At 62.5% G+C, this 23,780-nt stretch carries 22 protein-coding genes, 1 tRNA gene and 2 pseudogenes; 8 read left to right on the forward strand and 17 right to left on the reverse strand.

What is annotated here, in order from left to right:
- Positions 1–22: 22 nt before the first annotated feature.
- From R3E77_11265 to R3E77_11335, 15 genes and pseudogenes are all read right to left on the reverse strand, one after another.
- The gene (locus R3E77_11265) at positions 23–421 is read right to left on the reverse strand and encodes a hypothetical protein (GenBank protein ID MEZ5499992.1); all 399 of its coding nucleotides are present in this window, start codon (positions 419–421) and stop codon (positions 23–25) included.
- Between the two features lie 217 nt (positions 422–638).
- Positions 639–806, reverse strand: a pseudogene (locus tag R3E77_11270) (IS3 family transposase).
- Between the two features lie 195 nt (positions 807–1,001).
- Positions 1,002–1,289: pseudogene (locus R3E77_11275) on the reverse strand (transposase).
- 335 nt (positions 1,290–1,624) lie between these two features.
- Positions 1,625–2,995, reverse strand: a complete 1,371-nt coding sequence (locus R3E77_11280; protein MEZ5499993.1) for a DUF3631 domain-containing protein — start codon at positions 2,993–2,995, stop codon at positions 1,625–1,627.
- Entirely contained in the window at positions 2,992–3,285 is a 294-nt protein-coding gene (locus R3E77_11285; protein ID MEZ5499994.1) for a hypothetical protein, read from the reverse strand. The genes R3E77_11280 and R3E77_11285 overlap by 4 nt, the downstream gene beginning before the upstream one ends.
- Before the next feature lie 128 nt (positions 3,286–3,413).
- Positions 3,414–3,674 (reverse strand): hypothetical protein, encoded by a 261-nt coding sequence (locus tag R3E77_11290; protein MEZ5499995.1) that lies wholly within the window; start codon positions 3,672–3,674, stop codon positions 3,414–3,416.
- Between the two features lie 65 nt (positions 3,675–3,739).
- Entirely contained in the window at positions 3,740–4,270 is a 531-nt protein-coding gene (locus R3E77_11295; GenBank protein ID MEZ5499996.1) for a hypothetical protein, read from the reverse strand.
- The gene (locus R3E77_11300; protein ID MEZ5499997.1) at positions 4,267–5,322 is read right to left on the reverse strand and encodes a site-specific integrase; all 1,056 of its coding nucleotides are present in this window, start codon (positions 5,320–5,322) and stop codon (positions 4,267–4,269) included. Before R3E77_11300 ends, R3E77_11295 begins: the two co-directional genes overlap by 4 nt.
- Positions 5,323–5,547: 225 nt before the next feature.
- Positions 5,548–5,637: transfer RNA gene (locus tag R3E77_11305), tRNA-Ser, on the reverse strand.
- A 16-nt stretch (positions 5,638–5,653) separates the two neighbouring features.
- Complete coding sequence (serS, locus tag R3E77_11310; protein MEZ5499998.1) at positions 5,654–6,934, reverse strand: serine--tRNA ligase; 1,281 nt, start codon at positions 6,932–6,934, stop codon at positions 5,654–5,656.
- 13 nt (positions 6,935–6,947) lie between these two features.
- Positions 6,948–7,325 carry a CrcB family protein gene (locus R3E77_11315; protein ID MEZ5499999.1) on the reverse strand — a complete coding sequence of 126 codons (378 nt, stop codon included), beginning with the start codon at positions 7,323–7,325 and terminating at the stop codon, positions 6,948–6,950.
- Positions 7,326–7,331: 6 nt separating this feature from the next.
- The gene (locus tag R3E77_11320) at positions 7,332–8,636 is read right to left on the reverse strand and encodes a replication-associated recombination protein A (protein ID MEZ5500000.1); all 1,305 of its coding nucleotides are present in this window, start codon (positions 8,634–8,636) and stop codon (positions 7,332–7,334) included.
- Between the two features lie 16 nt (positions 8,637–8,652).
- Complete coding sequence (locus R3E77_11325) at positions 8,653–9,039, reverse strand: VanZ family protein (GenBank protein MEZ5500001.1); 387 nt, start codon at positions 9,037–9,039, stop codon at positions 8,653–8,655.
- Positions 9,040–9,050: 11 nt separating this feature from the next.
- On the reverse strand, positions 9,051–9,689 hold the full coding sequence (gene lolA / locus R3E77_11330) for an outer membrane lipoprotein chaperone LolA (protein ID MEZ5500002.1): 639 nt from the start codon (positions 9,687–9,689) through the stop codon (positions 9,051–9,053).
- 4 nt (positions 9,690–9,693) lie between these two features.
- Positions 9,694–12,015, reverse strand: coding sequence for a DNA translocase FtsK 4TM domain-containing protein (locus R3E77_11335; GenBank protein ID MEZ5500003.1), 2,322 nt, complete (start codon positions 12,013–12,015; stop codon positions 9,694–9,696).
- A gap of 70 nt (positions 12,016–12,085) precedes the next feature.
- Between R3E77_11335 and trxB the strand changes: the two genes are divergently transcribed.
- From trxB to infA, 4 genes are all read left to right on the forward strand, one after another.
- On the forward strand, positions 12,086–13,045 hold the full coding sequence (gene trxB / locus R3E77_11340) for a thioredoxin-disulfide reductase (protein ID MEZ5500004.1): 960 nt from the start codon (positions 12,086–12,088) through the stop codon (positions 13,043–13,045).
- Positions 13,002–14,192 (forward strand): GNAT family N-acetyltransferase, encoded by a 1,191-nt coding sequence (locus R3E77_11345; protein ID MEZ5500005.1) that lies wholly within the window; start codon positions 13,002–13,004, stop codon positions 14,190–14,192. Before trxB ends, R3E77_11345 begins: the two co-directional genes overlap by 44 nt.
- Positions 14,189–14,896 carry a leucyl/phenylalanyl-tRNA--protein transferase gene (gene aat / locus R3E77_11350; protein ID MEZ5500006.1) on the forward strand — a complete coding sequence of 236 codons (708 nt, stop codon included), beginning with the start codon at positions 14,189–14,191 and terminating at the stop codon, positions 14,894–14,896. Before R3E77_11345 ends, aat begins: the two co-directional genes overlap by 4 nt.
- A gap of 61 nt (positions 14,897–14,957) precedes the next feature.
- Positions 14,958–15,176, forward strand: coding sequence for a translation initiation factor IF-1 (gene infA / locus R3E77_11355; protein ID MEZ5500007.1), 219 nt, complete (start codon positions 14,958–14,960; stop codon positions 15,174–15,176).
- An 8-nt stretch (positions 15,177–15,184) separates the two neighbouring features.
- Here infA and clpA read toward each other — a convergent pair whose 3' ends face one another.
- On the reverse strand, positions 15,185–17,461 hold the full coding sequence (clpA, locus tag R3E77_11360) for an ATP-dependent Clp protease ATP-binding subunit ClpA (GenBank protein MEZ5500008.1): 2,277 nt from the start codon (positions 17,459–17,461) through the stop codon (positions 15,185–15,187).
- 1 nt (position 17,462) lies between these two features.
- Entirely contained in the window at positions 17,463–17,783 is a 321-nt protein-coding gene (gene clpS / locus R3E77_11365; protein MEZ5500009.1) for an ATP-dependent Clp protease adapter ClpS, read from the reverse strand.
- Between the two features lie 163 nt (positions 17,784–17,946).
- Between clpS and gspC the strand changes: the two genes are divergently transcribed.
- Genes gspC through gspF form a run of 4 tightly spaced genes read left to right on the forward strand, consistent with a single transcriptional unit; the run spans position 17,947 to position 23,733 of the window.
- Complete coding sequence (gene gspC / locus R3E77_11370) at positions 17,947–18,918, forward strand: type II secretion system protein GspC (protein MEZ5500010.1); 972 nt, start codon at positions 17,947–17,949, stop codon at positions 18,916–18,918.
- Positions 18,919–18,962: 44 nt separating this feature from the next.
- The gene (gspD, locus tag R3E77_11375; protein MEZ5500011.1) at positions 18,963–21,035 is read left to right on the forward strand and encodes a type II secretion system secretin GspD; all 2,073 of its coding nucleotides are present in this window, start codon (positions 18,963–18,965) and stop codon (positions 21,033–21,035) included.
- A gap of 17 nt (positions 21,036–21,052) precedes the next feature.
- Positions 21,053–22,516: a type II secretion system ATPase GspE gene (gspE, locus tag R3E77_11380; protein MEZ5500012.1), complete on the forward strand. Its 1,464-nt coding sequence runs from the start codon at positions 21,053–21,055 to the stop codon at positions 22,514–22,516.
- On the forward strand, positions 22,516–23,733 hold the full coding sequence (gspF, locus tag R3E77_11385) for a type II secretion system inner membrane protein GspF (GenBank protein MEZ5500013.1): 1,218 nt from the start codon (positions 22,516–22,518) through the stop codon (positions 23,731–23,733). Before gspE ends, gspF begins: the two co-directional genes overlap by 1 nt.
- Positions 23,734–23,780 lie beyond the last annotated feature (47 nt).

Here is a 23,780-nt window from a genome sequence, read left to right on the forward strand (position 1 = left end):
CCGCCACAATTGACCAATACCCTTAGAATTCGCTGGCGCGACTACGAAAATCCGAGACTACTTTCTTGTCGTTGAACTTGATGATGAGCGTCATCGTTCGTTGCGATTGCTCAAACCCGGCTGCAGACGACGATCCGCCGGCTAGCAAAATCGTCCAATAACTACTGCTCGACGTAGCCTGAGACACGGTAGCCTGCCGCTGGAAAGTCCATACTTCCTGCCCCGACCCATCTATGGACGTGATATTCGGGGCACCAAAAACTTCCAACACTTGAGTCTGAGTCGTCTCGCCAACCTTGAGATTCAATTGCACGTTGCCATGCGTTAGTTCGCTGTTTCTTGCAGTGACTGGCTTGGGCGGCTGCGGTGCACATGCAACCGCAAATGCCACGACGGCGGGGAGAAGAAAAATGCCTTTCATGCGGCCTCCCATGATTTGCTATCTCCTTTAGCAAACCTAAGGATATCACGATGAGCTCTCTGCGCTAATAAGTAGTCTTGTGATAGCTTAATGTGAAGACCTCCAAAGCAAGGTCCTGGCAGTGCCGTTCCTACGAACCGTGCCCTAGAAATTGGACCGGGTTGGTCGCCAAAAATTGACGGCCGCAAGTTTGCCTTGAACCTCTCGTTGGAACTTTTTGCCACGGTTTGCCAGAATCGATGCGTGCCGTGTCGATGTTGGTCTGAGCCAAGCGCCGCAGCACCGCCCGCGACTCGAACTCCGGGCCGTAGTTTGATCTGAGATAGCTGGATGCACCGTGCACGTTGACCAGCCTGCTGAGCACTGCGATCCCTCTGCCGGAACGTCCCTCTCGGCCAGCCTGGAGCGATACTGAAGGCTCGACCGGATCACCTACAGCAGCGCGAGCGCTATGCGAAGCGACAGGCCGCGACGATGCACGCATTCGACCATGCCGACGGCGAGCGGGCGCGCCCACCGCTTTTTTTGCAACGACCTCCTTCATGATCTCGATTTCAAGGCCTCGCTCGGCCACCAACTTCTTGGGCCTCGCGTTCTCGAACTCCAAGGCGCGCAGCCGCTTCATGTCCACAGGCCCCAGGCCACTGAATCGCTTGCGCCACAGGCAGGTCGTGTGGTCGCTGATGCGATGCCGCTTGACCACTTCCACCACGGGTGCCTTATCCGCCTCCCGCAGGATCTTCACTATCTGTGCTTTCTGAATCGGATGTTCTTCATGACTTCCTCCAGCCGTTCGGAAGCCATCTCGCCAAGCATCATCCGGTCCGAAAATCAGTTCGCCGATCAGTGGCAAGCTGACGTGGGTCACTGAGCAGACTGCACTACACTTCTGTAAGTCTCTGATTCATATACTCAAGACAATCGCGGCTACGGTCCCCGCGTCGAAATCGGCAGGAAGGACCCGTGCCGGGTCATGACGGCAACAACCCCGCCGCGCGAAATCTGGCCTCTGCATCCTCGTCAGCCGGGACCATTACAAGCGTTGCGGCTGGATCGGCGATCAGGTTCGGGCTGGTTGGGGCTCTCGCCTTCGTAAATCCACTAGTCATGGCGTGTGTCGAAAATGTTCGGGGTTAACAAGAAAAAAGGGCACGCTCGATAGACACGCGAGTCCTGTAGCTTATCGATGCCCCCTACCGTTGATCACGCGCACCACTCGCAACCCTCCCCAGCGCAGCGAGGACAGCCGCTCTCCGGGGTGCCAACAAGCGGAACCTGCGGAACCGGTGGAACCGAAGCGGTGGGCAAAGCACTTACCGGTTCCGGATCGGTTCCGGATCGAGTGTATGGCTGGCGGAAATCCGGAACCGTTTCGGCTGGGGAATAAAGGGCCGGTTCCGGAGGTTCCGGAAGTTCCGGATTGCTGGAGATGGAGGGGAGGTAGCGCTGCCAGGCGTCATGGAGCTGGTCTCGCCGATACCCCTGCACGGCTGATCCCGCGACTTTGACCTTCGTGGGACCGACACCGTAGCCCTTTAACATGGACGAGAGCGCTCGCACAGTCAGTGGCCGTCCGCGAATGTCGCCCCAAGGCGCGTCAGGATCAAGCCCATAATCTGCCCCATCGGCAAGGCGCTGCAGGATGGCTTGCGTTCCGATCACTTCCTGGCCTTTGAACAGGGTCCTCAGATCGGCGAGGAGCCTTATGCCCAGACTGAGGCGCCGATCCTCGGCATCGGCACACAATGCGACACAGGCATCGCGCGCCATGAGAGGCCACGCGCCTCCGGCCTGGTCGGCAATTGCAATGAGGGGCTCCCATATTTCTGCAGGCCGGTCGACAACCCCACGCGGCATCGTCGGCCAGGCGGCACCCGCCGGTGGTCCCACGCGGCGTGCCCACTTGGCTAGCCGCTCACGCAATTCGAAACCCGCATGAGAGTGCTCGCGGTGGCGAAAGGGCTCGGCACGCTCGGATGGCGCGCGTCGACGCATTTTTATGATGACTGAACGTGACATGATCGTATCCGGCAGCTCGCCCAGCCCTGCCAGCGCAACGGCCGCGAAAACCGGGAAATCGACAACCTCATGCTTGGGACCGACACAACGCGGAATAGTGGCGCCTCGCTTGTAACCGGCGTTCAGCAGAGCGCGCAGGTCTTCGTGGTTGTCATCCTTGCCGCGACGATTCCATATGGCGTCGACCTCATCGAATAGCAACGTAATCTGCTCTTGCTGGAGTTTGCGGAAAATTGCTGCGGGCGAAGCGCTCAGGCTGAACATCGGCGCCGGCGCCAAAAGATCCAGAACCTCAAGCACGCGCGTCTTGCCGCTCGCCGGCTCCGGACTCAGCAGCGCAAGCCGCGGCGTTGATACGAAGTGCTCGATCGCGTGGGCATGTGCCGCCCAAAGCGCTACGGCTGTCAATGCGTGCTGCGTTGGAAATACGCAAAAACGACCGATGAATGCACGAACGTTCCCGAGAAGCAAATCCCCCGACTGCTCCGCATCGGCGCCCGTGGCCCTATCGAATCGTGCGACCGCTTCGTCGATCTGTCGCAGCGCATGGTTCATGGCGCCGCCCCTGCGATGCATGCGAGGCGATCCGCAGCCAGTGCCATCCGCACGCTGTCCTCGCCATCGAGCGACTCGCCGCGGGCCATTGCGGTAGCAGCGATTTGCAGGACCAAGATTTCCTGACGCAAGGCGACAAGAACATCGACAGCGTTCGCCGCGTGCGCGTTGCGAATAGGGCGAAACCGAGTGTCGCGGCGAAACGGCTCCCGAAACAGGTCACTAAAACGTAACCCGAGCGCGCTCAGGATCGACTCGACTTCACAGCGGCCGAAGCAAAAAATCAACACGCGTCCATCGTCTGTTTCGCGCACACTCAAGCTGGGGTTGCGGTCAGCATGAGCGGGGCATCGCGCAATCCACTGGCCGGGTCGCGATTGACGAACGCCCGCGAGGCGACCGAGAACCGCTGCGATGCTCATCGCGCCGAGCCACTCTTGCGATAGGCGGCGCATTCGTAGCCAAAGACCCGCGCGCCGCGGCGTTGCAGCCATTTGTCGTACCCTCTGGCGAGAACGACGAGCTCGCGGCCAACCCGGACCATGGCGCCAGCCTCGACGAGTTCGCGACGATGCGCGCGCAAAACGTAGCGCGCCCGCTCTGTGGAATTCGGGTAAACATCCGCCGGCCAATCGGACAGCGGCCAACTGTGAGCTAACACATTGTGCGCGCGCGACATCGAATCACTCCTTAGTAGATCAGTGATCGAATGATCGCGTATGTGGGCGAATCGAGTAGGAAGTGCTAGGACTTCCGGTCGCGCGCTCTTTTCACTCGCGTTCGGACCTGCCGCTCGCTAATACCCAATTGCTCTGCCGCGAGAAGCTGCGTTCGGAACTTCGCTACTACCGCAAGAATGTCGTCGTCTGATAGCGCCGACGATTGCTTGATACGCCGCTCCTTCTCGCGAATGTCACGTGCAAAAAGCGCATCCGCCCGCAGCATCATCCAGGATTCGGTAAGTTTCATTGCGCACAATGCAACCTCGTCTGAATCGCCGCGCCCCGCAGCACGTGCGCGCGCTTCGTTGAGACGCAGGACTCTACTGCGAATTTCGTCCGCCCAGTCCTGCCCGCACTCCAACTCGTGGTCTATCTCTGCGCGAGCCGCTGCCGCCAGCATCACTCCAAGCGCATCCTCAACACCGTTCGTCGGATTACTCGCCTGAAACCACTCGCGCCACTGTTCTTCAGTCTCTATGGATTTCTTTGATCTAGCCGATTTCTTGAACAGTGACCGAGGGACGCCACGTGCCCTTTTCTTTCGGGCATTCACGGGTCACCCCGGAGCTTCCTGTCGAGTGCATCATGACCCGTCACCGGCTTGCCCTCAACCAAGTGCGAGTAACGCTGAGTCACCGCCGGGCTTTTGTGCCCCAGGACACTGCCGATCTCAAGAAGCGTCGCGCCGTTTTGCGCCAAAATACTTGCACAGCTATGACGCAGATCATGCCATCGGAAGTCATGGAGATCGGCGGCCGCTCGTATGGTTCGCCAATGTTTTTCGAGCCCGCCTTTCTCCAGTGGCTCCCCCCTCGAATTGAGGAACACGCGTGAGCCGATCATTGGCTGTCGCTTGAGTGCGCGCAGTGCATGCGCCGCACTGCTGGGCAGATGCACAGCGCGTGATGTCTTGTTCTTTGCAATCAGAATACGAAGCCGCTGGCGCTCGAAGTCGACGTCGGCCCACGTAAGCCTTAGGAGTTCGCCCGCCCTTACGCCGCAACCCAAAGAAACCGAAATCGCCGCTCGCATCAGCGGCGAATACTCGGCAGCTTCTCTATTTAGGCGGGTCAGCTCTTCGTCTGACAGGAATCGAGTTCGGCCCTTGGGCTCTGTCAGCATTAGACGCAGTGGCCAAGACTGATCGAGCGGAACGATCCCGGCGGCGCGCGCAAAATTCCAGCAACTCCGCATGGCGCTTAGGTAACGATTGACCGTTGCCGGCGCACGGCCGTCTTTGCGCAGTCTTTTCCTGGCTTCACGCAAGGCAACCACATTGAGCCGCAGAACTCTTTCGCCACCGTACTCTGATGTCCACCACGCGAGTAGGTCGGACAAGTCGCGGTAGGTGCGAAGGCTTTGAGTTTCCGGATCGTCCAGATATTCGCGAATGATGTCGCCGACAGTCATTTTCGGCGCGTCTGAGCGGATGGCATTGCCGCGCTCGCGCTGCTTGCGGAGTTCGCTCTCCGTCTGTTCCGCCCAGCGTTTCGCGTCACGCCTGCTAGCAAATGCCCGGGCAGTTGGTTTATAGCCCGCAATACGCACTTGCGCCAGAAACGAGCGCCCGCTTTTGCGGGTTCGGCGTTCGGTTATGGTAGCCACGAAAAGAACCTTCGCGGCGCTATAGAATATGACCCAGCCATGTCAGCACCTCGCTTGCCGATGTGGTCAGGCCTCGCCAAGCGTTAGCGCGCTTGCCGGGGCCGATTCATTTGTGCGCCATTCGCGCACAAATTCATTTCTGACCTCAAATCGTATTGAAGTGCAACCAAAACTGCAACTAAGAACCAAGCAGAGCCGCAGATAGCGGCGTAACCCACTGATTTATGGCGGAGAGGGTGGGATTCGAACCCACGATCGGGTTGCCCCGATGCCGGTTTTCAAGACCGGTGCATTCAACCGCTCTGCCACCTCTCCGGCGGTTCCGCGCATTCTAAGAACGGGTGATTTTATCGATTCCGTGCAAGTATGGGCGCAAGACCTTGGGCACCGTGACCGAACCGTCCGCGTTCTGGTAATTCTCGAGCACTGCAACCAGCGCGCGCCCTACCGCCACGCCGGATCCGTTCAAGGTGTGCACGGGCTCGGGCTTCTTGCTCTCCGGATTGCGCCAGCGCGCCTGCATGCGCCGCGCCTGAAAAGCCTCGCAGTTGCTGCAGGAGGAAATTTCGCGGTACTTGTCCTGGCCAGGCAGCCACACCTCGAGATCATAGGTCTTGGCGCTGCCAAATCCCATGTCGCCCGCGCACAGCGCGACGACGCGATAGGGCAACTCCAGGCGCTGCAGGACTGCCTCCGCATGCGACGTGAGCGATTCCAGCGCATCGTAGGACTCGTCCGGGCGCACGATGTGCACGAGCTCGACCTTGTCGAACTGGTGCTGGCGAATGAGGCCGCGTGTGTCCTTGCCATAGGAACCCGCCTCCGAACGGAAGCACGGCGTGTGCGCGACCAAACGCATTGGCAGCGCATCGGCCGCTACGATCTGCCCGCGCACCAGGTTGGTCAGCGGAACTTCCGCGGTTGGAATCAGGAAGCTCGCGGGATCGCGCTCGATCCGAAACAGGTCCGCGGCGAACTTGGGCAATTGGCCAGTACCCAGGAGCGCGTCGTCGAGCACCATGTAAGGGACGTAGTGCTCAACATACCCATGTTCGCGCACATGCAGGTCCAGCATGAATTGCGCCAACGCCCGGTGCAGCGCCGCGACGCCGCCGCGCATCACGGCAAAACGCGCGCCGGATATCCGCCCCGCCGCATCAAAATCGAGGCCACCAAGGCCTTCACCGAGCGCAACATGATCGCGCACGGCAAAATCGTATCGCGCCGGCGTTCCGACCTGACGCAGTTCGCGATTGCACGACTCATCCTTGCCTTCGGGAACCGAGGGATGCAGCAGATTGGGCAAACCAAGCACGGCCGCATCGAAGCGTTGCTGGACCGACGCAATGCGCTCCTCGGCACTCGTCATCTGCGCGCCGAGCGCTTCGCCCGCGGCGATGAGCTCACTCGCATCCTCACCCCGCGACTTTGCGCCGCCGACGGCCTTGGCATTGGCATTGCGCGCGGCTCGCAACTCATCGACAGCGAGCTGAGCGCTGCGCCGCTCCTCTTCGAGTGACTTGAATGCAGCGATGTCGAGCGCAAAACCGCGCCGCGCGAGATTTGCGGCTACCTCATCGATATCGTTACGTAATTGTCTGCTGTCTAACACGCGACGTCCTGCTTCAACCCACCAAGATGACTTCGAACAATCGGCGCCCTGCGAGCGCGGCGCCGACGCAGCCCACGACGGTGGCAACCGCATACCCAACCGCGCGCAAACCCGGCACGGCGCCATCGAGCAGACTCGCCTCGAGCGCAAAGGCCGAGTACGTGGTAAACCCGCCGAGGATCCCGGTCATCAGAAACAGACGCAGACCCTCCGCCTGCGCGCTGCGCAGCGACCACCAGGCAAATACACAACCAATCGCGAATGAACCCAGCACATTGACGGTGAAGGTTGCGACCGGCCACCTGCCTGGCTGATGCGGCAGCCAAAGCGCGACGGCGTAGCGCGCGGATCCACCGAGTGCGCTGCCGACAGCCACCCAGATCCAGTTCAAGACCGGTTACCTCGAAATTTTCTGACGCAGCCGCTCGAGCGCCTCACCAATGCGAATCTCCAGACCTCTCTCGACCGGGCGATAGTACTGTTTTTGCGGCATGTCGTCGGGAAAATAGCGCTCGCCGACCGCGAAGGCGTCGGGTTCATCGTGCGCATAACGATAGCCCTTGCCGTGTCCCAGTTCCTTCATCAACCGCGTCGGGGCATTGCGAAAACGCAGTGGTACATCGAGCGTCCCGAACGACTCGATATCGGCTCGCGCCTCGCCGAATGCCACATAAGCCGCATTGCTCTTGGGCGCACAGGCGAGGTAAATGATTGCATTGGCGATCGCGAGCTCTCCCTCGGGGCTGCCGAGCCGTTCGTAGGCCTCCCATGCCTGCAGCGTGAGAGTCAGTGCGCGTGGATCGGCAAGACCAATATCCTCCACCGCCATCCTCACCGCGCGCCGCGCGATGTATAAAGGATCGCAACCACCGTCGATCATGCGCGCAAACCAATAGAGTGCGGCATCGGGATCAGTCCCTCGTACCGACTTGTGAAGGACCGAGATCTGGTCATAGAACTGATCGCCACCCTTGTCGAAGCGGCGCCGATTGCTGCTTGCGAGTTCACGAACGACATCGAGATCGATCATTGATCCAGATTCAGACGGGCGCGCGAGGTCAGCCGCGATTTCGAGCATGTTGAGCGCACGGCGCGCATCACCATCCGCGGCCTGTGCAAGCGCGGGCAGCACGCCAGCGGCAAATGCAAGTCGCAGCGCACCAAGGCCACGCTCATCGTCCTCGGCCGCACGTTGCAGAACCCCCTCGATATCCGCATCGAGCAAGCGCTTCAGGACATAGACACGCGCCCGCGAGAGCAAGGCGCTGACGACTTCGAACGAAGGATTCTCGGTCGTCGCCCCGATGAAGTACAACGTGCCGTCTTCGACGTAAGGCAGGAAGACATCCTGCTGGGCCTTGTTGAAGCGATGCACTTCATCGAGAAACAACACCGTGCGCCGCGCGAATTGCTCGCGATTGGCCTTCGCCTGCTCGACGGCCTGGCGGATGTCCTTGACACCCGCCATCACCGCCGACAAGGCGATGAACTCGGCATTGGCTTGCGTCGCGATCAGCCTCGCGAGCGTGGTCTTGCCGGTGCCGGGTGGTCCCCACAGGATCATCGAGTGCAGTTGCGCGCCTTCGACTGCCCGTCGCAACGGTTTGCCCGCACTCAACAAGTGCTGCTGACCGGCGAATTCGTCGAGATTTCGGGGCCGCATGCGATCGGCAAGCGGTCGCAGTAGGGTCTCGCTGGTCATGCGCGGGGCGATCGCGCTACGGCGCGAGACCGAGACGGCGCTCGAGCCACTCGGCCCAGCCGCCAAGACCCAGTCGGCCAATCACCAACCCAAGCACGATACCGACGGAATTGGCGAGCACGTCGTAGGGGTCCGCGCGCCGGCCCCAACCCGTCAGATGCTGGAGAATCTCGATCGCAACACCGAACAGGAACAACGCACCCGCCAGTACGAGATATCGGCTGCGCGCAACGATGCCGACGAACCACAACGCGAGGCCGAGGTAGGCGAGCGCATGCTCGACTTTGTCACTCAAACCCAGGGCGGGCAATCTGCGTGGCGGCACGAGACCCGTGACCAGAACGAAGGCGGCAATCAAAATGCCGACCGCCAGCCAGGTTCGTGTAAATCGCAGCTTGAGCATGCGGGCAGGTCTCAGGGCGAAGGCGACGCCGGTGTTCCGATGACATCCACGCCCTGGGGCGCGGAAAACCTGAACTCATCGGGATCCAGGGCCACATTGCGCGCAGCGCCGTTGAATTTGACGGTCGTCACCTGGCCCAGCTTGTCCGTGAGGCGCATGCTCACCAGTACATTCCTCGCAAAACCGAACTTTGCGATCGCGAATTCCGCATCGCTCCGTCGCGGTCTGACTTCGACCCAGTCGAGCCCCTGCTGACGCGGCAAGGCACGCACCAGGAAGGATTCGCGAATTGGCGCCTCGCCGGCAAGCAGCATGGCGGGCGTGCCCGGCAAGGTACTCGCTGCCGGCTTCACGGTCACTTGCTCGAGCGCTATGTCGTAGAACCAGAGATTCAGGCCGTCGCCGACCAGCACCTGCGCAGGCTGGCCCTTGCCATCACGTAGTGACCAGCGAAACCTCCCCGGGCGCTCGACCAGCAACGAACCTGAATCGCGCTGCACTTCGCGGCCTCGTGAATCGACCACCGTCTGCTCGAAATCCGTGCGCAGGGTCTTGAGACCGGTGAGGTATGCATCCAGCCGGGTGGGTTGCACCGCCGCCAGGGCCAGGCTGCACGCGAACGCAAGCCAGCACGCGAACAGGCTCCGCATGGGATCAGTCTCCGCCCTGCGCCGGCGCCAGCACTTCGCGAGAACCATTCGACTGCAATGGCCCGACGAGTCCCGCTGCCTCCATCGCCTCCACGAGGCGCGCAGCGCGGTTGTAGCCGATCTTCAGTCGGCGCTGCACATAGGAAATGGAGGGTTTGCGCTCTTCGATGACGATGCGCACGGCTTCATCGTAGAGCGGATCCTGCTCGGCATCGTCCGCGCCGCCTGGCTCCGGCGGCTCGCCCGAGATGCCGGGCAGCGGCGTGGACGGGCCCGCGATGACTTCTTCCAGATAGGTCGGTGTCCCGCTCGCCTTCAGCGCCTTGACCACCCGATGCACTTCGGAATCGGATACGAATGCGCCATGCACGCGCATCGGCAGTGAGGTGCCAGGGGGCAGGTAGAGCATGTCGCCATGACCCAGCAATGCCTCCGCGCCGATCTGATCGAGGATGGTGCGCGAGTCGACTTTCGCCGATACCTGAAACGCGATGCGCGTCGGGATATTGGCCTTAATGAGACCGGTAATGACATCCACCGACGGGCGCTGCGTGGCGAGCACAAGGTGAATGCCCGAAGCGCGCGCTTTCTGCGCGAGCCGCGCGATCAGCTCCTCGACCTTCTTGCCGACTATCATCATGAGGTCGGCAAGCTCGTCGATGATGACAACGATGTATGGCAGCGGCACCAGGTCAGGAATTTCCGACTGGTCGATGGTCGGATCGTTCGCGGCCCTCGCCATTTGCACGGGATCGCGAATCGGCTTGCCCGCGTCGGTCGCCTCGCGCACCTTGCGATTGAAACCGATGATGTTGCGTACACCGAGCGCCGCCATCAGTTGATAGCGCCGCTCCATCTCGGCCACGCACCAACGCAGGGCATTGGCCGCATCGCGCATATCCGTCACCACGGGCGCGAGCAGTTGCGGAATGCCTTCGTAGACCGACAGCTCGAGCATCTTCGGGTCGATCATGATCATGCGCACGTGCTCGGCCGTCGCTTTATACAGGAGCGACAGCACCATGGCGTTGATCGCCACCGACTTGCCCGAGCCTGTCGTGCCGGCGATGAGCAGATGCGGCATGCGAGCGAGGTCCGCGACAATGGGCGCGCCGCCAATATCCTTGCCGAGGGCGAGCGCCAGCGGCGAGGCAATGTCGTCATAGGCCTTGGACTTGATGATCTCGCCGAGGGTCACCAGCTCCCTGCGCTCGTTCGGGATCTCGAGACCCATTACCGATTTGCCGGGAATGACTTCGACCACCCGCACGCTGATCGCGGACAGGGCCCGCGCAAGATCCTTCGACAGGCCGCTGATCTGCGACACCTTCACGCCGGGGGCCGGCCGAATCTCGAATCGGGTGACGACCGGCCCAGGCTGCACTGCGACGACCTCGACTTCGACGCCGAAGTCCTTCAGCTTGAGTTCCACGAGGCGCGACATCGCCTCGAGTGCCTCTTCGGAGTAGCTTGGCTCGCTGCGCGGTGGATCGTCCAGGATATTGAGGGGCGGCAGTTCGCCCTGGCTCGGCGCCTCGAACAGGGGCACCTGGCGCTCGCGATCGACACGTTCGGATTTCTCCGGGGCGGGCGCCGGTGTGTCGATGCGCGGTTTGCTGCGGGTCGCAACCTTCTTCTGCTGAATGGCGACGGCCTCCTTGCGGGCCGCCTTGCGCTCCTCTCCCACCGCCGCATCGCGCGCAGCCGACTGCCTTGCCTTGACCCAACCCACGGCGCGCCATGCCGCCGATCCGACCTGGTCCATGACCTTGAGCCACGACAGGTCGAATGCCAGGGTCATCCCGGTCATCCAGACCGCCAATACCAGCACGGTCGCGCCGAGAAAATTGAGGCCCGACAGGGCCGCACCGCCCAGCAGCTGACCCAGGGCACCACCGGCCGTCTGGCGCAGATCGCCCGCACCAAAATGCATGGTCGCGAGCGCACAACTCGCACCGAGCATGAGGGCGAAGCCGCCGAGGCGAATCAGGAGGTTGATGCGGGCCACGGTCTCGCGATCGCGACGTCTTTGGTAGAGCTGCCAGCCCGCCAGGGCCAGCATCAGCGGAAACAGGAATGCGGGGTAGCCAAAAAGAAAGAAAAGCACATCGGCGAACCAGGCGCCGACACGCCCGATGAGGTTCTCGACGCTCCGCCCGTCGCCCGTGAACGAGAATCCCGGATCGAGCGGACTGTAGCTGGCGAGCGAGGCGAACAGCATCAGCGCCAGCGCGACCATCACGATAAGGCTCGCTTCGCGCAATCCCCGAGCCACTGCCCCGGTCAGTCGGGAATCACCGTCATTTTGCACTGCGTAGCCTGCCAATTGTCTGTCCTGTCAAATACCCTCTGTAGATTGTTGATTATAATTGTTGTTCCATGAACGCGAATTATACATGAGCACCCAACATACCAGTCTGATCATCCTCGGCTCCGGGCCGGCCGGTTTCAGTGCCGCGGTGTACGCGGCGCGGGCGAATCGCGAGCCGCTGCTCATCACCGGCCTGCAGCAGGGCGGGCAGCTGATGACCACGACCGAGGTCGACAACTGGCCCGGCGATGTCGAGGGGCTGCTCGGCCCCGACCTCATGCAGCGCATGCAACGACATGCGGAACGATTCGCGACGCGTATCGTCAATGATCATATCCATACAGTGAAACTCGGCAGCCGGCCTTTTGAACTGCAGGGTGACAGCGGCACCTATAGTTGTGATGCGCTGATCGTCGCAACCGGCGCATCGGCCCGCTACCTGGGCCTGCCCTCGGAAACACGCTTCCAGGGTCGCGGCGTGTCGGCCTGCGCGACCTGCGACGGATTCTTCTTCAAGGGCCAGCAGGTCGCGGTGGTCGGGGGCGGTAACACCGCTGTCGAAGAGGCGCTCTACCTTGCCAACCTCGCCTCGCATGTCACGCTCGTGCACCGGCGGGACCGGCTACGCGCCGAGAAGATCATGCAGGATCGCCTGTTTGCACTCGAGCAGCAGGGACGCGTTGGCTTCGAGTGGAATTCGACGGTGGCCGAGGTGCTGGGCGACGATACCGGTGTCAATGGACTCGCCATCGTCAGTCGCGACGGCACGCGAAAATCGCTCGAGGTGACCGGCGTGTTCATCGCCATCGGCCATACGCCCAACACCGGGATCTTTACTGGCCAGCTCGAAATGAACAACGGCTATATAAAGGTGCAAAGCGGTACGGATGGCAATGCGACGGCCACCAGCGTCCCGGGCGTGTTCGCCGCCGGCGACGTCGCCGACCATGTGTATCGGCAGGCCGTCACTTCGGCGGGTTCCGGCTGCATGGCGGCGCTCGATGCCGACCATTACCTCGAAACGCTGGACCACGGCGCAGGATAGACGGACCGTGCCTGCGCCAGGCGCGACGCTGCACTCGAGCATCCGGCAGGTCGACGCGGCGCAATGGAATGCCATGGTCGGAGGCTATCCCTTCCTGCGCCACGAATTCCTTGCGGCGCTCGAGCGTCATGGTTGCGTAGGCGGTGATACGGGTTGGCAACCGCTGATACTGACCCTTTCCGACCGCGCGGGCATTTGCGCCGGCGTCGCGGCCTATCTCAAGTACCACTCCTACGGCGAATTCGTCTTCGATTTCGCCTGGGCCCAGGCCTATCATCGTCACGGGCTCGAGTATTACCCGAAGCTGCTCATCGCCGCGCCATTCACGCCCGCCACCGGACCGCGCCTGCTGGTGCGCGACACCGATGCCTTCGAACTGCGCGCCGCCGAGCTCATCGCTGCGCTGCAGGCGCTGCAGAGGCAGCAGCAGTTCTCCAGCATCCATGCGCTCTTCCTTCCCGAGCGCGAGCAACGCGCCTTCGCCGCCGCCGGCTGGCTCGCCCGACGCGACTGCCAGTTTCACTGGCAGAATCGCGGCTATTCGAGTTTCGAGGGCTACCTCGAGACGTTCAGCGCCGACAAGCGCAAGAAGGCGCGGCGTGAACGGCGCAGGGTCAGTGAAGCCGCGATCCACTTCACGACCCTGAGCGGATCGGATGCATCGCCCGCGCAGCTCGAGCAGGTCCATGCAATGGTGCGGTCAACCTTCCTTGCGCGTGGCCATGAACCCTATATTTCCCTGCCCTGCTTGCGGGAAATCGCCGAGCACATGGGCGATGCCTTGTTGATCAAGCTCGCGTGGCAAAACGATGAGCCGGTGGGTACGGCGATATTCTTCCAGGATGAGCACACACTCTATGGGCGTTACTGGGGTGCCCGCGAACATTTCCACAGCCTGCACTTCGAGACCTGTTACTACCAGGGAATCGAACATGCCATCGCCGCCGGGCTCGAGCACTTCGATCCAGGTGCCCAGGGCGAGCACAAATTGAGCCGCGGATTCGACCCGGTGCCGACCTGGTCGGCGCACTGGATCGGCGACAGCCGGTTCCGGCGCGCGATTGCCGACTACCTCGAGCAGGAAACCGTCGCCGTCGCGCGCTATCAGCAAGAAGCGGCACTTCATCGACCTTTCCGCAATCCATGAACCGCAAGCCGCGCATGCAGGGCATCGTGTGGTTGCCCGCCGACGGCGATCCCGATGACTTTCCGCCGGTCGAGCAGGCACTCGAACAACCCGACGGCCTGCTGGCGGCCGGCGGCGACCTGTCGCGTGCACGACTGCTCAGCGCCTATCGCCGCGGCATCTTTCCCTGGTACAGCGATGGCCAACCCATTCTGTGGTGGTCCCCCGACCCACGCGAGATCCTCTGGCCCGCGGAATTTCATTGCAGCCGCTCGCTCGCGCGCAGCCTGCGCAAGCGCGGCTACGAAACACGCTACGACAGTGATTTCGCGGCGGTCATCGACGCCTGCGCTGCACCACGGGGCGACTCGACCGGCACCTGGATCACCGCGGCTATGCGCTCGGCCTACCTCGACCTGCACGCCTTCGGTCTTGCCCACAGCATCGAGAGCTGGCGGGACGGGGTACTGGCGGGCGGCCTCTACGGCGTGCAGCTAGGCAGGGTGTTCTTCGGCGAGAGCATGTTCAGCCACGAGACCGATGCATCGAAGGTCGCACTTGCGCGCCTGGTTGGCGACGCCCGGGCTCGCGACCTCCAGCTGATCGACTGTCAAATGGCAACCCAGCACTTGCGTCGCATGGGCAGCCGGCCGATGCCGCGCGCCGATTTCGTCACCTGGCTCGACAAGCTCTGCCCTGCCGTGGCGGGAGATCGGCCCCATTGATTGCAATGCCGCGGCCATTTATGCAGAATGCCGCGCTATTTTGGCGTATCGATCGGGTTTAATGGCGAAAGAAGACGCAATTCAGATGGACGGCGAGGTTGTCGAAACCCTGCCGAACACGACATTCCGGGTCAAACTCGAGAACGGCCACGTCGTCACTGCCCATATCTCGGGCAAGATGCGCAAGCACTATATTCGTATCCTGACGGGCGACCAGGTGAAGGTCGAGATCACGCCTTACGACCTGACCAAGGGCCGCATCATCTACCGCGGCCGCTAGCGCTGGCGTCAGCTCTCCTGCGGTGCCGCCAGTTCGCGTCGCGGCATCGGTTCGCTCGTCAACGTAAGCTCCTTGCCATCGGCGCTGACACCGACCTTGACCGTACCGCCGTCGGCCAGCTTGCCGAACAGCAGTTCCTCGGCCAGCGGCCGCTTCACGCGTTCCTGAATGAGCCGGGCCATCGGCCGGGCGCCCATCTTGACATCGTAGCCATGGGTCGCAATCCACTGCCGCGCCGCCTCATCGAACAGGATCGCAACGCCTTTTGATTCGAGCTGTGCCTCGACCTCGACCAGCAGCTTGTCGACGACACGTTCGATCGTTTTCGTATCGAGCGGCGCAAACTGGATGACGGCGTCGAGGCGATTGCGAAACTCCGGAGAGAATAGGCGCTTGATCGCCTCCATGCCATCGGGCCGATTGTCGGACTCGGTGAAGCCGATGGCCGGCCGGCTCATCTCCTGCGCGCCGGCATTGGTGGTCATGACGATGGTGACGTGGCGGAAATCGGCCTTGCGTCCGTTGTTGTCGGTCAGTGTGCCGTGATCCATGACCTGCAACAGCAGATTGAAAACGTCCGGATGCGCTTTTTCGATTTCGTCAAGCAACAGGACGCTATGTGGATGCTTGGTGATGGCCTCGGTGAGCAACCCGCCCTGGTCGAATCCCACGTAGCCCGGCGGTGCGCCGATCAGACGCGAGACCGTGTGCCGCTCCATGTACTCGGACATGTCGAAACGGATGAGTTCGACGCCGAGTGCAATCGCGAGCTGGCGAGTCACCTCGGTCTTGCCAACGCCGGTCGGACCTGCGAACAGCAGGGAGCCGACCGGGCGACGCTGATCGCCAAGCCCGGCGCGCGCCATCTTGATGGCAGCACCCAGCGTTTCGATCGCCTGGTCCTGGCCGAATATGACCAGCTTGAGGTTGCGCTCGAGATTTCGCAGCACCTCGCGGTCGGAGGTCGAGACGCTCTTGGGCGGAATGCGCGCCATGCGCGCGACGACGTCCTCGATGTGCGAGACATCGACCACTTCCTCGCGCTCGGCAACATTGCGCAGTCGCATGCGCGCGCCGGCTTCATCGACCACGTCGATGGCCTTGTCCGGCAGGTGCCGTTCGTTGATATGGCGCGCGGCGAGCTCCGCCGCGGCCGCAAGTGCCGCATCGGTATAGCGGATGCCGTGGTGCTCTTCGAACCGGCTGCGCAAACCACGCAGTATCTCGACCGTTTCGCTGACACTCGGCTCGACGACGTCGATCTTCTGGAAGCGCCGCGCGAGCGCATGATCCTTCTCGAAGATGCCGCGGTACTCCTGATAGGTCGTCGAACCAATGCAGCGAATCTCGCCATTGCTCAATACGGGTTTGATCAGGTTGGACGCATCCATGACGCCGCCGGAGGCCGCGCCGGCACCGATCACGGTGTGAATTTCGTCGATGAACAGGATGGCGCCCGGGAGCTTCTTGAGCTCGCCGATCACGGCTTTCAGCCGTTTTTCGAAATCGCCGCGGTACTTCGTGCCCGCGATCAACGCGCCCATGTCGAGGGCGAATATGGTGCAGTCGGTGAGCACCTCCGGCACGTTGTTCTCGACGATGCGCCGCGCCAGTCCTTCTGCGATGGCGGTTTTGCCGACGCCGGCCTCGCCGACGAAGAGGGGATTGTTCTTGCGACGCCGGCACAGGATTTCGATGGTCCGCTCGAGTTCCAGCTGCCGACCGATCAGCGGATCGATGTGCCCCTCGCTCGCCCGCTGGTTGAGGTTGATCGCGTATTTCTCGAGCGCGCTGCCGCCTTCCGCGTCGCGCTCGCCTTCCGCCGTTTCGGTCTTTTCGGTTTTCTCGTCGCCGACGCGGGCAACGCCGTGGGAAATGTAATTGACGATGTCGAGCCGTTGCACGTCCTGCTTGGCGAGCAGGAACACCGCGTGGCTCTGCTTCTCGCTGAAGATCGCGACCAGCACGTTGACCACACCCACTTCGCGCTTGCCGCTCGACTGCACGTGAAAGACCGCCCGTTGCAACACCCGCTGGAAACCAAGCGTCGGCTGCACCTCGTGCTCATCCTGCCCGGCAATGCGCGGCGTATTGCGATCGACGTGCTCGGTGAGCTCGTGCTTGAGGGCGGTGAGGTCCGCACCGCATGCGCGCAGCACTTCCTGGACGCGCGGCGAGTCCAGTATCGACAGCAGGAGGTGTTCGACGGTGAGAAATTCGTGGCGCGAATCCCGCGCGCGGCGGAATGCGTCGTTCAGGCATTGTTCGAGTTCGCTCGACAGCACCTCAGGCTTCCTCCAGGGTACACATCAGTGGATGTTGGTTGTCACGCGCATAGGTCATTACTTGCGCAACCTTCGTCTCGGCGATTTCGTAAGTATAGACACCGCAGACACCCTTGCCGCGAGTATGTACCTCGAGCATGACGCGCGTCGCATTCGGTCGGTTCATGGAGAAAAAACGCTCGAGGACATCAACGACGAACTCCATGGGCGTATAGTCGTCATTCAGGAGGACGACGCGAAACAGCGGCGGCTTCGCGAGCTTTGGCTTGGCCTCTTCGACCAGTATTCCGGTATCGCCGCGTTGTGGGTCCTGTTCGCTCATGGGAGTCGTTTGGGTGCTGGTCGCCGTTTGGCAACAGAGTTTACTCGGATCAGGTCACATTTTGACGAAACAAAACAGTCACTTGTGATGCAATCCGGGCAATCATTAATATTAGACCCTTTATAGCGGATTCGGTTGCACTCGTGCCCCGGGGAAAAGGACGATGAACGCACTGTCATTGGGTGGAGCATTTGGCCACCAAGCCGGCCTGCGTCAGCTGCTCAATACCCGTGGGCCGCAATGGCTGACAATCATCCTGGGCCTCGTCGTCGCCGTGCAGCTTGGCCTGCTGGTCACCAGCATCGGCAGCGATCCACTACCCGATCTTCGCGCGGGCAACGCCATCGCCAACTCGACCCCGGCTGCGCGCTCGCTCGATCTGGCGGGGCTCATCAATGCGCACCTGTTTGGCGAACCGGCGGCCGTGCCTGGCTCGCTCGACAACAACGCACCACAGACCTCCGCATCGCTGGTGCTTGCGGGCGTGCTGGCGGCCGACGACCCACAGCGCGGTGTCGCACTGATCGGCCAGAGCGCGGCAGCCACCAAGGTCTACGCGGTGGGCGACAGCCTGCCGGGCGGTATGAAACTGCACGCTGTCTACAGCGACAAGGTATTGCTCAATCGTGGCGGCAGCATCGAGTCGCTGCCGCTGCCGCGCCAGCGCAGCGGCAGTCTGACCGCGCCGCCTCCCAGCGCGAATGCACTGCAAATGACACCCAACCCGGTCGTCAACCAGATGCGACAGCTGGTCACCCAGAACCCGGCGGCGGTGGGCCAGCTCATCCGGCCGCAGCCGGTTTTCTCGCAGGGCAAACAGGTTGGCGTGCGCGTCTACCCTGGCGGCAACAGCCGCGCGTTCTTCCAACTGGGCTTGCGCCCCGGTGACCTGGTGACCGCGATCAACGGCACCACGCTCGATGATCCGGCCCGCAGCGACGAGATCTTCCGCACCATCGAGTCGTCCAGCCAGGTCGAAGTGGCCGTCACGCGCAACGGTCGGCAACAACAACTCACACTGAACATGTCGGACATCGCCAATTCCGCACAGGAACTGGCGAATTCGGCCGCCAACGATCAATCCGCGGCAAACCCGGATCCACCGCCAGGACCGAGCGACGCTCCCGTGCAGTGAAGCCGCAGCAAGCACAACAGAATCGACGGAATCGAATGATGAACATGAAAGCACTGACGATCCTCCTCACCTGCGGGTTGCTCGCCCTGGCCGGATCCCGGCCGCTCGGCGCCCAGCAGGGCGGCCAGCGCATCACGCCAAATTTCAAGGACGCGGACATCACGCAGATCGTCGAGGCGGTCAGTGCCGCGACCGGCAAGAATTTCATCATCGACCCGCGGGTGCGCGCCAACGTCACCATGCTGTCGACGACCCCGATGTCGCCGGATGCGTTCTACGAGGCCTTTCTGTCGATCCTGGCGGTCCATGGCTACGTCGCCGCGCCGTCGGGTAACGTCATCAAGATCGTGCCGGATGCGAATGCGCGGCAGATGCCGGGCGATGACCTGCCCAATCGCATCAGCTCGACCTCGGACGAGATCGTCACCCAGGTGATCGCGGTGCGAAATGTCAGCGCGGCGCAGCTCGTGCCGATCATTCGGCCATTGATTCCCCAGCAAGGTCACCTCGCGGCCTACCCGGGCTCGAACATCCTGATCATTTCGGATCGCGCGAACAACGTGAACCGCATCATGCGCATCGTGCAGCGCATCGACCAGACGAGCGATGCCGAGATCGAAGTGGTCCAGCTGACACACGCATCGGCAGTGGAAGTCGTGCGAATTCTGAGCAGCCTGACGCAGGGCCAGGGTGCCGACGCAGGTGGCGGTGGCGGTGTGCGCGCCGTGGCGGATGAGCGATCGAACAGCATCCTGCTGTCGGGCGACAGCGGCCAGCGGCTGCGCACCCGGACGCTCATTGCCCACCTCGATACGCCGCTCGAGAACGGCGGCGCGACCCAGGTCCGCTATCTTCGCTATGCGGATGCCGAGAAAATCGCCGCGAGTCTCAAGGAACAGGCGACGGGTGTCGTGCAGGCAGCGGCGGGCGGCGGCCAGGCCGGCGCAGCGGCTGCGGCTGCGGCCGATCGCAGCACCACGATCTGGGCGGAACCGGAAACGAACGCGTTGGTCATCACCGCGCCGCCCAAGATCATGCGCGAGCTGATGGCGGTCGTCGACAAGCTCGACATCCGCCGTGCCCAGGTGCTGGTCGAAGCCATCATCGTGGACGTCGTTGCCGGCAAGGAATCACAGCTCGGCGTGTCCTGGGCCGTGGACGGCTCCAAAGAGGACCAGGCGGTCGGCGGCTTTCTGCCGAACGGCGGCGCCTCGCCGGTCATCAATCTCGCCAATGCGGCGCTCGACCCGACGGCGGCCAATGTCGGCACCCTGCCCTCCGGGTTCCTGGTCGGCATCGGACGACTGCAGCAGACCGGCATCAATTTCGCCGCGGTCCTGAAGGCGTTGCGCACCGATACCAGCACCAACATCGTCGCCACGCCCTCGGCCGTCACCATGGATAACCAGGAGGCGGAGCTCAAGGTCGCTCGCGAAGTGCCGTTCCTGACCGGCCAGTTCACCAACACCGGCGCGACCAACGGCTCTATCAATCCGTTCCAGACCATCCAGCGCCAGGAGGTCGGAACCATCCTGAAGGTCACGCCGCAGATCAACGAAGGCGACAGCGTGCTCCTGAAGATCGAGATCGAGAGCTCATCGCTCGAAGGCAGCACCGCCGGCGGCGTGGCCAATCTCAATCAGATCACCAGCAAGCGCAGCATCAAGACCAATATCCTCATCGAGGACAATGGCACGGTCGTGCTCGGCGGACTGCTGAGCGATGAGTACACGGAAAGCGAGTCGCGTGTGCCGTTTCTTGGTCGCATCCCGTTGATCGGCGAATTGTTCCGTGACCGCGGCGCCAAGAAGGACAAACGCAACCTGATGGTCTTCCTCAAGCCGCGCATACTGCGCGACGGAGTCGATGCCGCCATCGAAACCAACGCCAAATACAACTATATCCGCAACGAACAGCAGCGCAGCAATCGCAAATTCGAAGTACTGCCGTTGCTGCCGGGGGTCAAGAAACCGGAGTTGCCGCCCGGCGATCCACCGCCTGTCAAGCGCGAAGCGCCCGCGGCACCGGCAAATAAGAACCAGTCTGAATCCCCGACGACGACGGAGCCGCCGACTGCGGAGCCCCAGACGGCAACCCCAACGGAACCCAAATCGTGAGCGTCGCCGCCAGTGATATGTCGCCGGGCCGTGTCTCGTTTGCATTTGCCAAACGCCACGGCGTCGTCGTCAAGAAGATCACTGACGGCGTCGCCGAATGCGCCTACCGCAGCGGCGCCACCCCGGCTGCGCTCTCGGAACTTCGGCGCGTGGTGCGCATTCCGGTCAAGCTCGAGAAGCTCTCCGCCGAGGATTTCGACAAGCTCCTCCAACGTGCCTATGAAGCGGGCTCGGATGCCATCGAGGCCGCCTCGGGCCTCGATGACAACAACGACCTGGCGCACCTTGCGCTGGAGCTGCCCGAACAGGCGGATCTGCTCGAGAGCGAGGACGATGCGCCGGTCATACGCCTGATCAACGCGCTGCTCACGCAGGCGGTCAAGGAAAACGCTTCCGATATCCATATCGAACCGTTCGAGAACCGGCTGGTCATTCGCTTTCGGGTCGACGGCGTATTGCGTGAAGTCCTGCAGTCAAAACGCGCCGCTGCGCCGCTCGTCGTATCGCGCATCAAGGTGATGTCCAAGCTCGATATCGCCGAGAAGCGCCTGCCCCAGGATGGCCGTATCAGCCTCAAGATTGCGGGGCGCGCGGTGGACGTACGCGTCTCGACCATTCCGTCCGGGCACGGCGAACGGGTCGTGTTGCGCATCCTCGACAAGCAAGCGGGCCGCCTCGATCTCGGCCAGCTCGGCATGGACTCGAAGACACAGTTCATGGTGGATGAACTGATCCACAAGCCGCACGGCATCATCCTTGTGACAGGCCCGACCGGATCGGGAAAAACCACGACGCTGTACGCCGCGCTCGAGCGCCTCAATGACAACACCCGCAATATCATGACGGTCGAGGATCCGATCGAGTATTACATCGACGGCATCGGCCAGACGCAGGTCAACACCAAGGTCGAGATGACTTTTGCGCGCGGCCTGCGCGCCATACTGCGCCAGGACCCTGATGTCGTGATGGTCGGCGAAATCCGCGATCTCGAGACGGCGCAGATCGCGGTGCAGGCGAGCCTCACCGGACACCTCGTGCTCTCCACGTTGCACACCAACACGGCAGCGGGTGCGGTGACGCGCCTTCGTGACATGGGCATCGAGCCCTTCCTGCTGTCATCGAGCCTGATTGGCGTCCTCGCGCAACGCCTGGTGCGCGTACTCAATCCGGAAACAAAGAAAGCCTATGCGGCCGGCGAATACGAACGGCGCCTGCTCGGAATCGACAACCAGGCGGAAGCGCCCGTGTTGTACCGGCCAGGCGATGACCCGAGCGGTGGTTATCGTGGTCGGACGGGCATCTACGAACTCATCCCCATCGACGATCAATTGCGTGCCATGATTCACGATGGCGCCTCGGAGCTCGATATCGAACGCTATGCGCGCACGTTTACGCGCTCGATCCGCGACGATGGCCGTGACAAGGTATTGAAAGGCGAGACCACGCTGGAGGAAATTCTCCGCGTCACCCGCGAGGATTGATGGGGGCATACGAATACACCGCGCTCGATGCCGATGGCCGCGAGCGCAAAGGTGTTCTCGAAGGGGACAATGCACGGCAGGTGCGACAGCTCCTGCGCGAGCGCCGGCTCCTGCCTGTCGCGGTCGATGAGGTCAGCGAGGAAGCCAGCAAGCCGGGCGCGCGGGTCCTGCTGCAACGGCGCGGCGCATCGAGTGCGGACGTTGCGCTCCTCACCCGCCAGCTTGCGACCCTGTCCCGAGCCGGCCTGCCGCTCGAAGAGGCCCTGCTTGCGGTGTCGCAGCAGACGGAAAAGCCGCGCGTGCAGCGCATCGTCATGGGCGTGCGGGCACGGGTCATGGAAGGACACAGCCTCGCGACCGGCCTCGCGGAGTTTCCGCGGGTCTTTCCGGAAATCTACCGTGCGACGGTTGCGGCGGGCGAGCAATCAGGACACCTCGACACGGTGCTGGAGCGACTGGCCGACTACACCGAGGGCCGCGAAGTCATACGCCAGCGTATCCTCGGCGCGCTGCTCTACCCCATCGTCCTGACCATCATGTGCCTTGGCATCGTCGCCGGTCTCATGGTCTTCGTGGTGCCGAAGGTCGTGGGCGTGTTCGAGTCGAGCCGCGCCAAGCTGCCCTTCATCACCCGTGCCTTGATTGGCATCAGCGACTTCCTGCGCGATTACGGCATCTGGCTGGTCCTCGCGCTGGTCGTCGCAGTGGTGCTGTTCGTGCGGGCATTGCGGGACCATGATTTCCGGCGCCGCGTCCATCGACGCCTGTTCGCGCTACCGCTTGTCGGCCGCCTGGTGCGCGGCTTCAACACGGCCCGCTTTACCCGCACCTTCAGCATCCTCGCCGGGAGCGCCGTACCCATACTCGAGGCACTCAGGATTTCGGGCGAAGTTGTGACCAACATCCCGATGCGCGAGGCGGTCGCACAGGCGGCGGAGCGCGTGCGCGAAGGTGCGCCCATCGGCCGGTCGCTCGGCGTGAGCAAGCTGTTCCCGCCCATGACCATTCACCTGATATCGAGCGGCGAATCCTCAGGCGAACTCGACTCGATGCTGGAACGTGCAGCGCTCAGCCAGGAGCGGGAGCTGGACGGGCTGCTGACGGCGATGGTCGGCCTGCTCGGACCGCTCCTTATCATTGTGATGGGTTTGTTCGTCATGGGCATCGTTTTTGCGATGCTGCTCCCGATTTTCGAAATGAATACCCTAATTCGCTGATCGGCCCCATTGCAGTGCGCCCCCCGCTTGCGCTATAGATCGCCCGT

Source organism: Steroidobacteraceae bacterium (genome assembly GCA_041395505.1).
In the GTDB taxonomy this organism is placed as follows: domain Bacteria; phylum Pseudomonadota; class Gammaproteobacteria; order Steroidobacterales; family Steroidobacteraceae; genus JAWLAG01.

Bases quoted from the DNA above. Each gene is read 5' to 3' on its own strand.
- R3E77_11265 (MEZ5499992.1), bottom strand. From the start codon at position 421: ATGAAAGGCATTTTTCTTCTCCCCGCCGTCGTGGCATTTGCGGTTGCA.
- R3E77_11280 (MEZ5499993.1), bottom strand. From the start codon at position 2,995: ATGAACCATGCGCTGCGACAGATCGACGAAGCGGTCGCACGATTCGAT.
- R3E77_11290 (MEZ5499995.1), bottom strand. From the start codon at position 3,674: ATGTCGCGCGCGCACAATGTGTTAGCTCACAGTTGGCCGCTGTCCGAT.
- R3E77_11320 (MEZ5500000.1), bottom strand. From the start codon at position 8,636: ATGACCAGCGAGACCCTACTGCGACCGCTTGCCGATCGCATGCGGCCC.
- R3E77_11325 (MEZ5500001.1), bottom strand. From the start codon at position 9,039: ATGCTCAAGCTGCGATTTACACGAACCTGGCTGGCGGTCGGCATTTTG.
- lolA (MEZ5500002.1), bottom strand. From the start codon at position 9,689: ATGCGGAGCCTGTTCGCGTGCTGGCTTGCGTTCGCGTGCAGCCTGGCC.
- trxB (MEZ5500004.1), top strand. From the start codon at position 12,086: ATGAGCACCCAACATACCAGTCTGATCATCCTCGGCTCCGGGCCGGCC.
- R3E77_11345 (MEZ5500005.1), top strand. From the start codon at position 13,002: ATGCCGACCATTACCTCGAAACGCTGGACCACGGCGCAGGATAGACGG.
- aat (MEZ5500006.1), top strand. From the start codon at position 14,189: ATGAACCGCAAGCCGCGCATGCAGGGCATCGTGTGGTTGCCCGCCGAC.
- infA (MEZ5500007.1), top strand. From the start codon at position 14,958: ATGGCGAAAGAAGACGCAATTCAGATGGACGGCGAGGTTGTCGAAACC.
- clpS (MEZ5500009.1), bottom strand. From the start codon at position 17,783: ATGAGCGAACAGGACCCACAACGCGGCGATACCGGAATACTGGTCGAA.
- gspC (MEZ5500010.1), top strand. From the start codon at position 17,947: ATGAACGCACTGTCATTGGGTGGAGCATTTGGCCACCAAGCCGGCCTG.
- gspD (MEZ5500011.1), top strand. From the start codon at position 18,963: ATGAAAGCACTGACGATCCTCCTCACCTGCGGGTTGCTCGCCCTGGCC.
- gspE (MEZ5500012.1), top strand. From the start codon at position 21,053: ATGTCGCCGGGCCGTGTCTCGTTTGCATTTGCCAAACGCCACGGCGTC.
- gspF (MEZ5500013.1), top strand. From the start codon at position 22,516: ATGGGGGCATACGAATACACCGCGCTCGATGCCGATGGCCGCGAGCGC.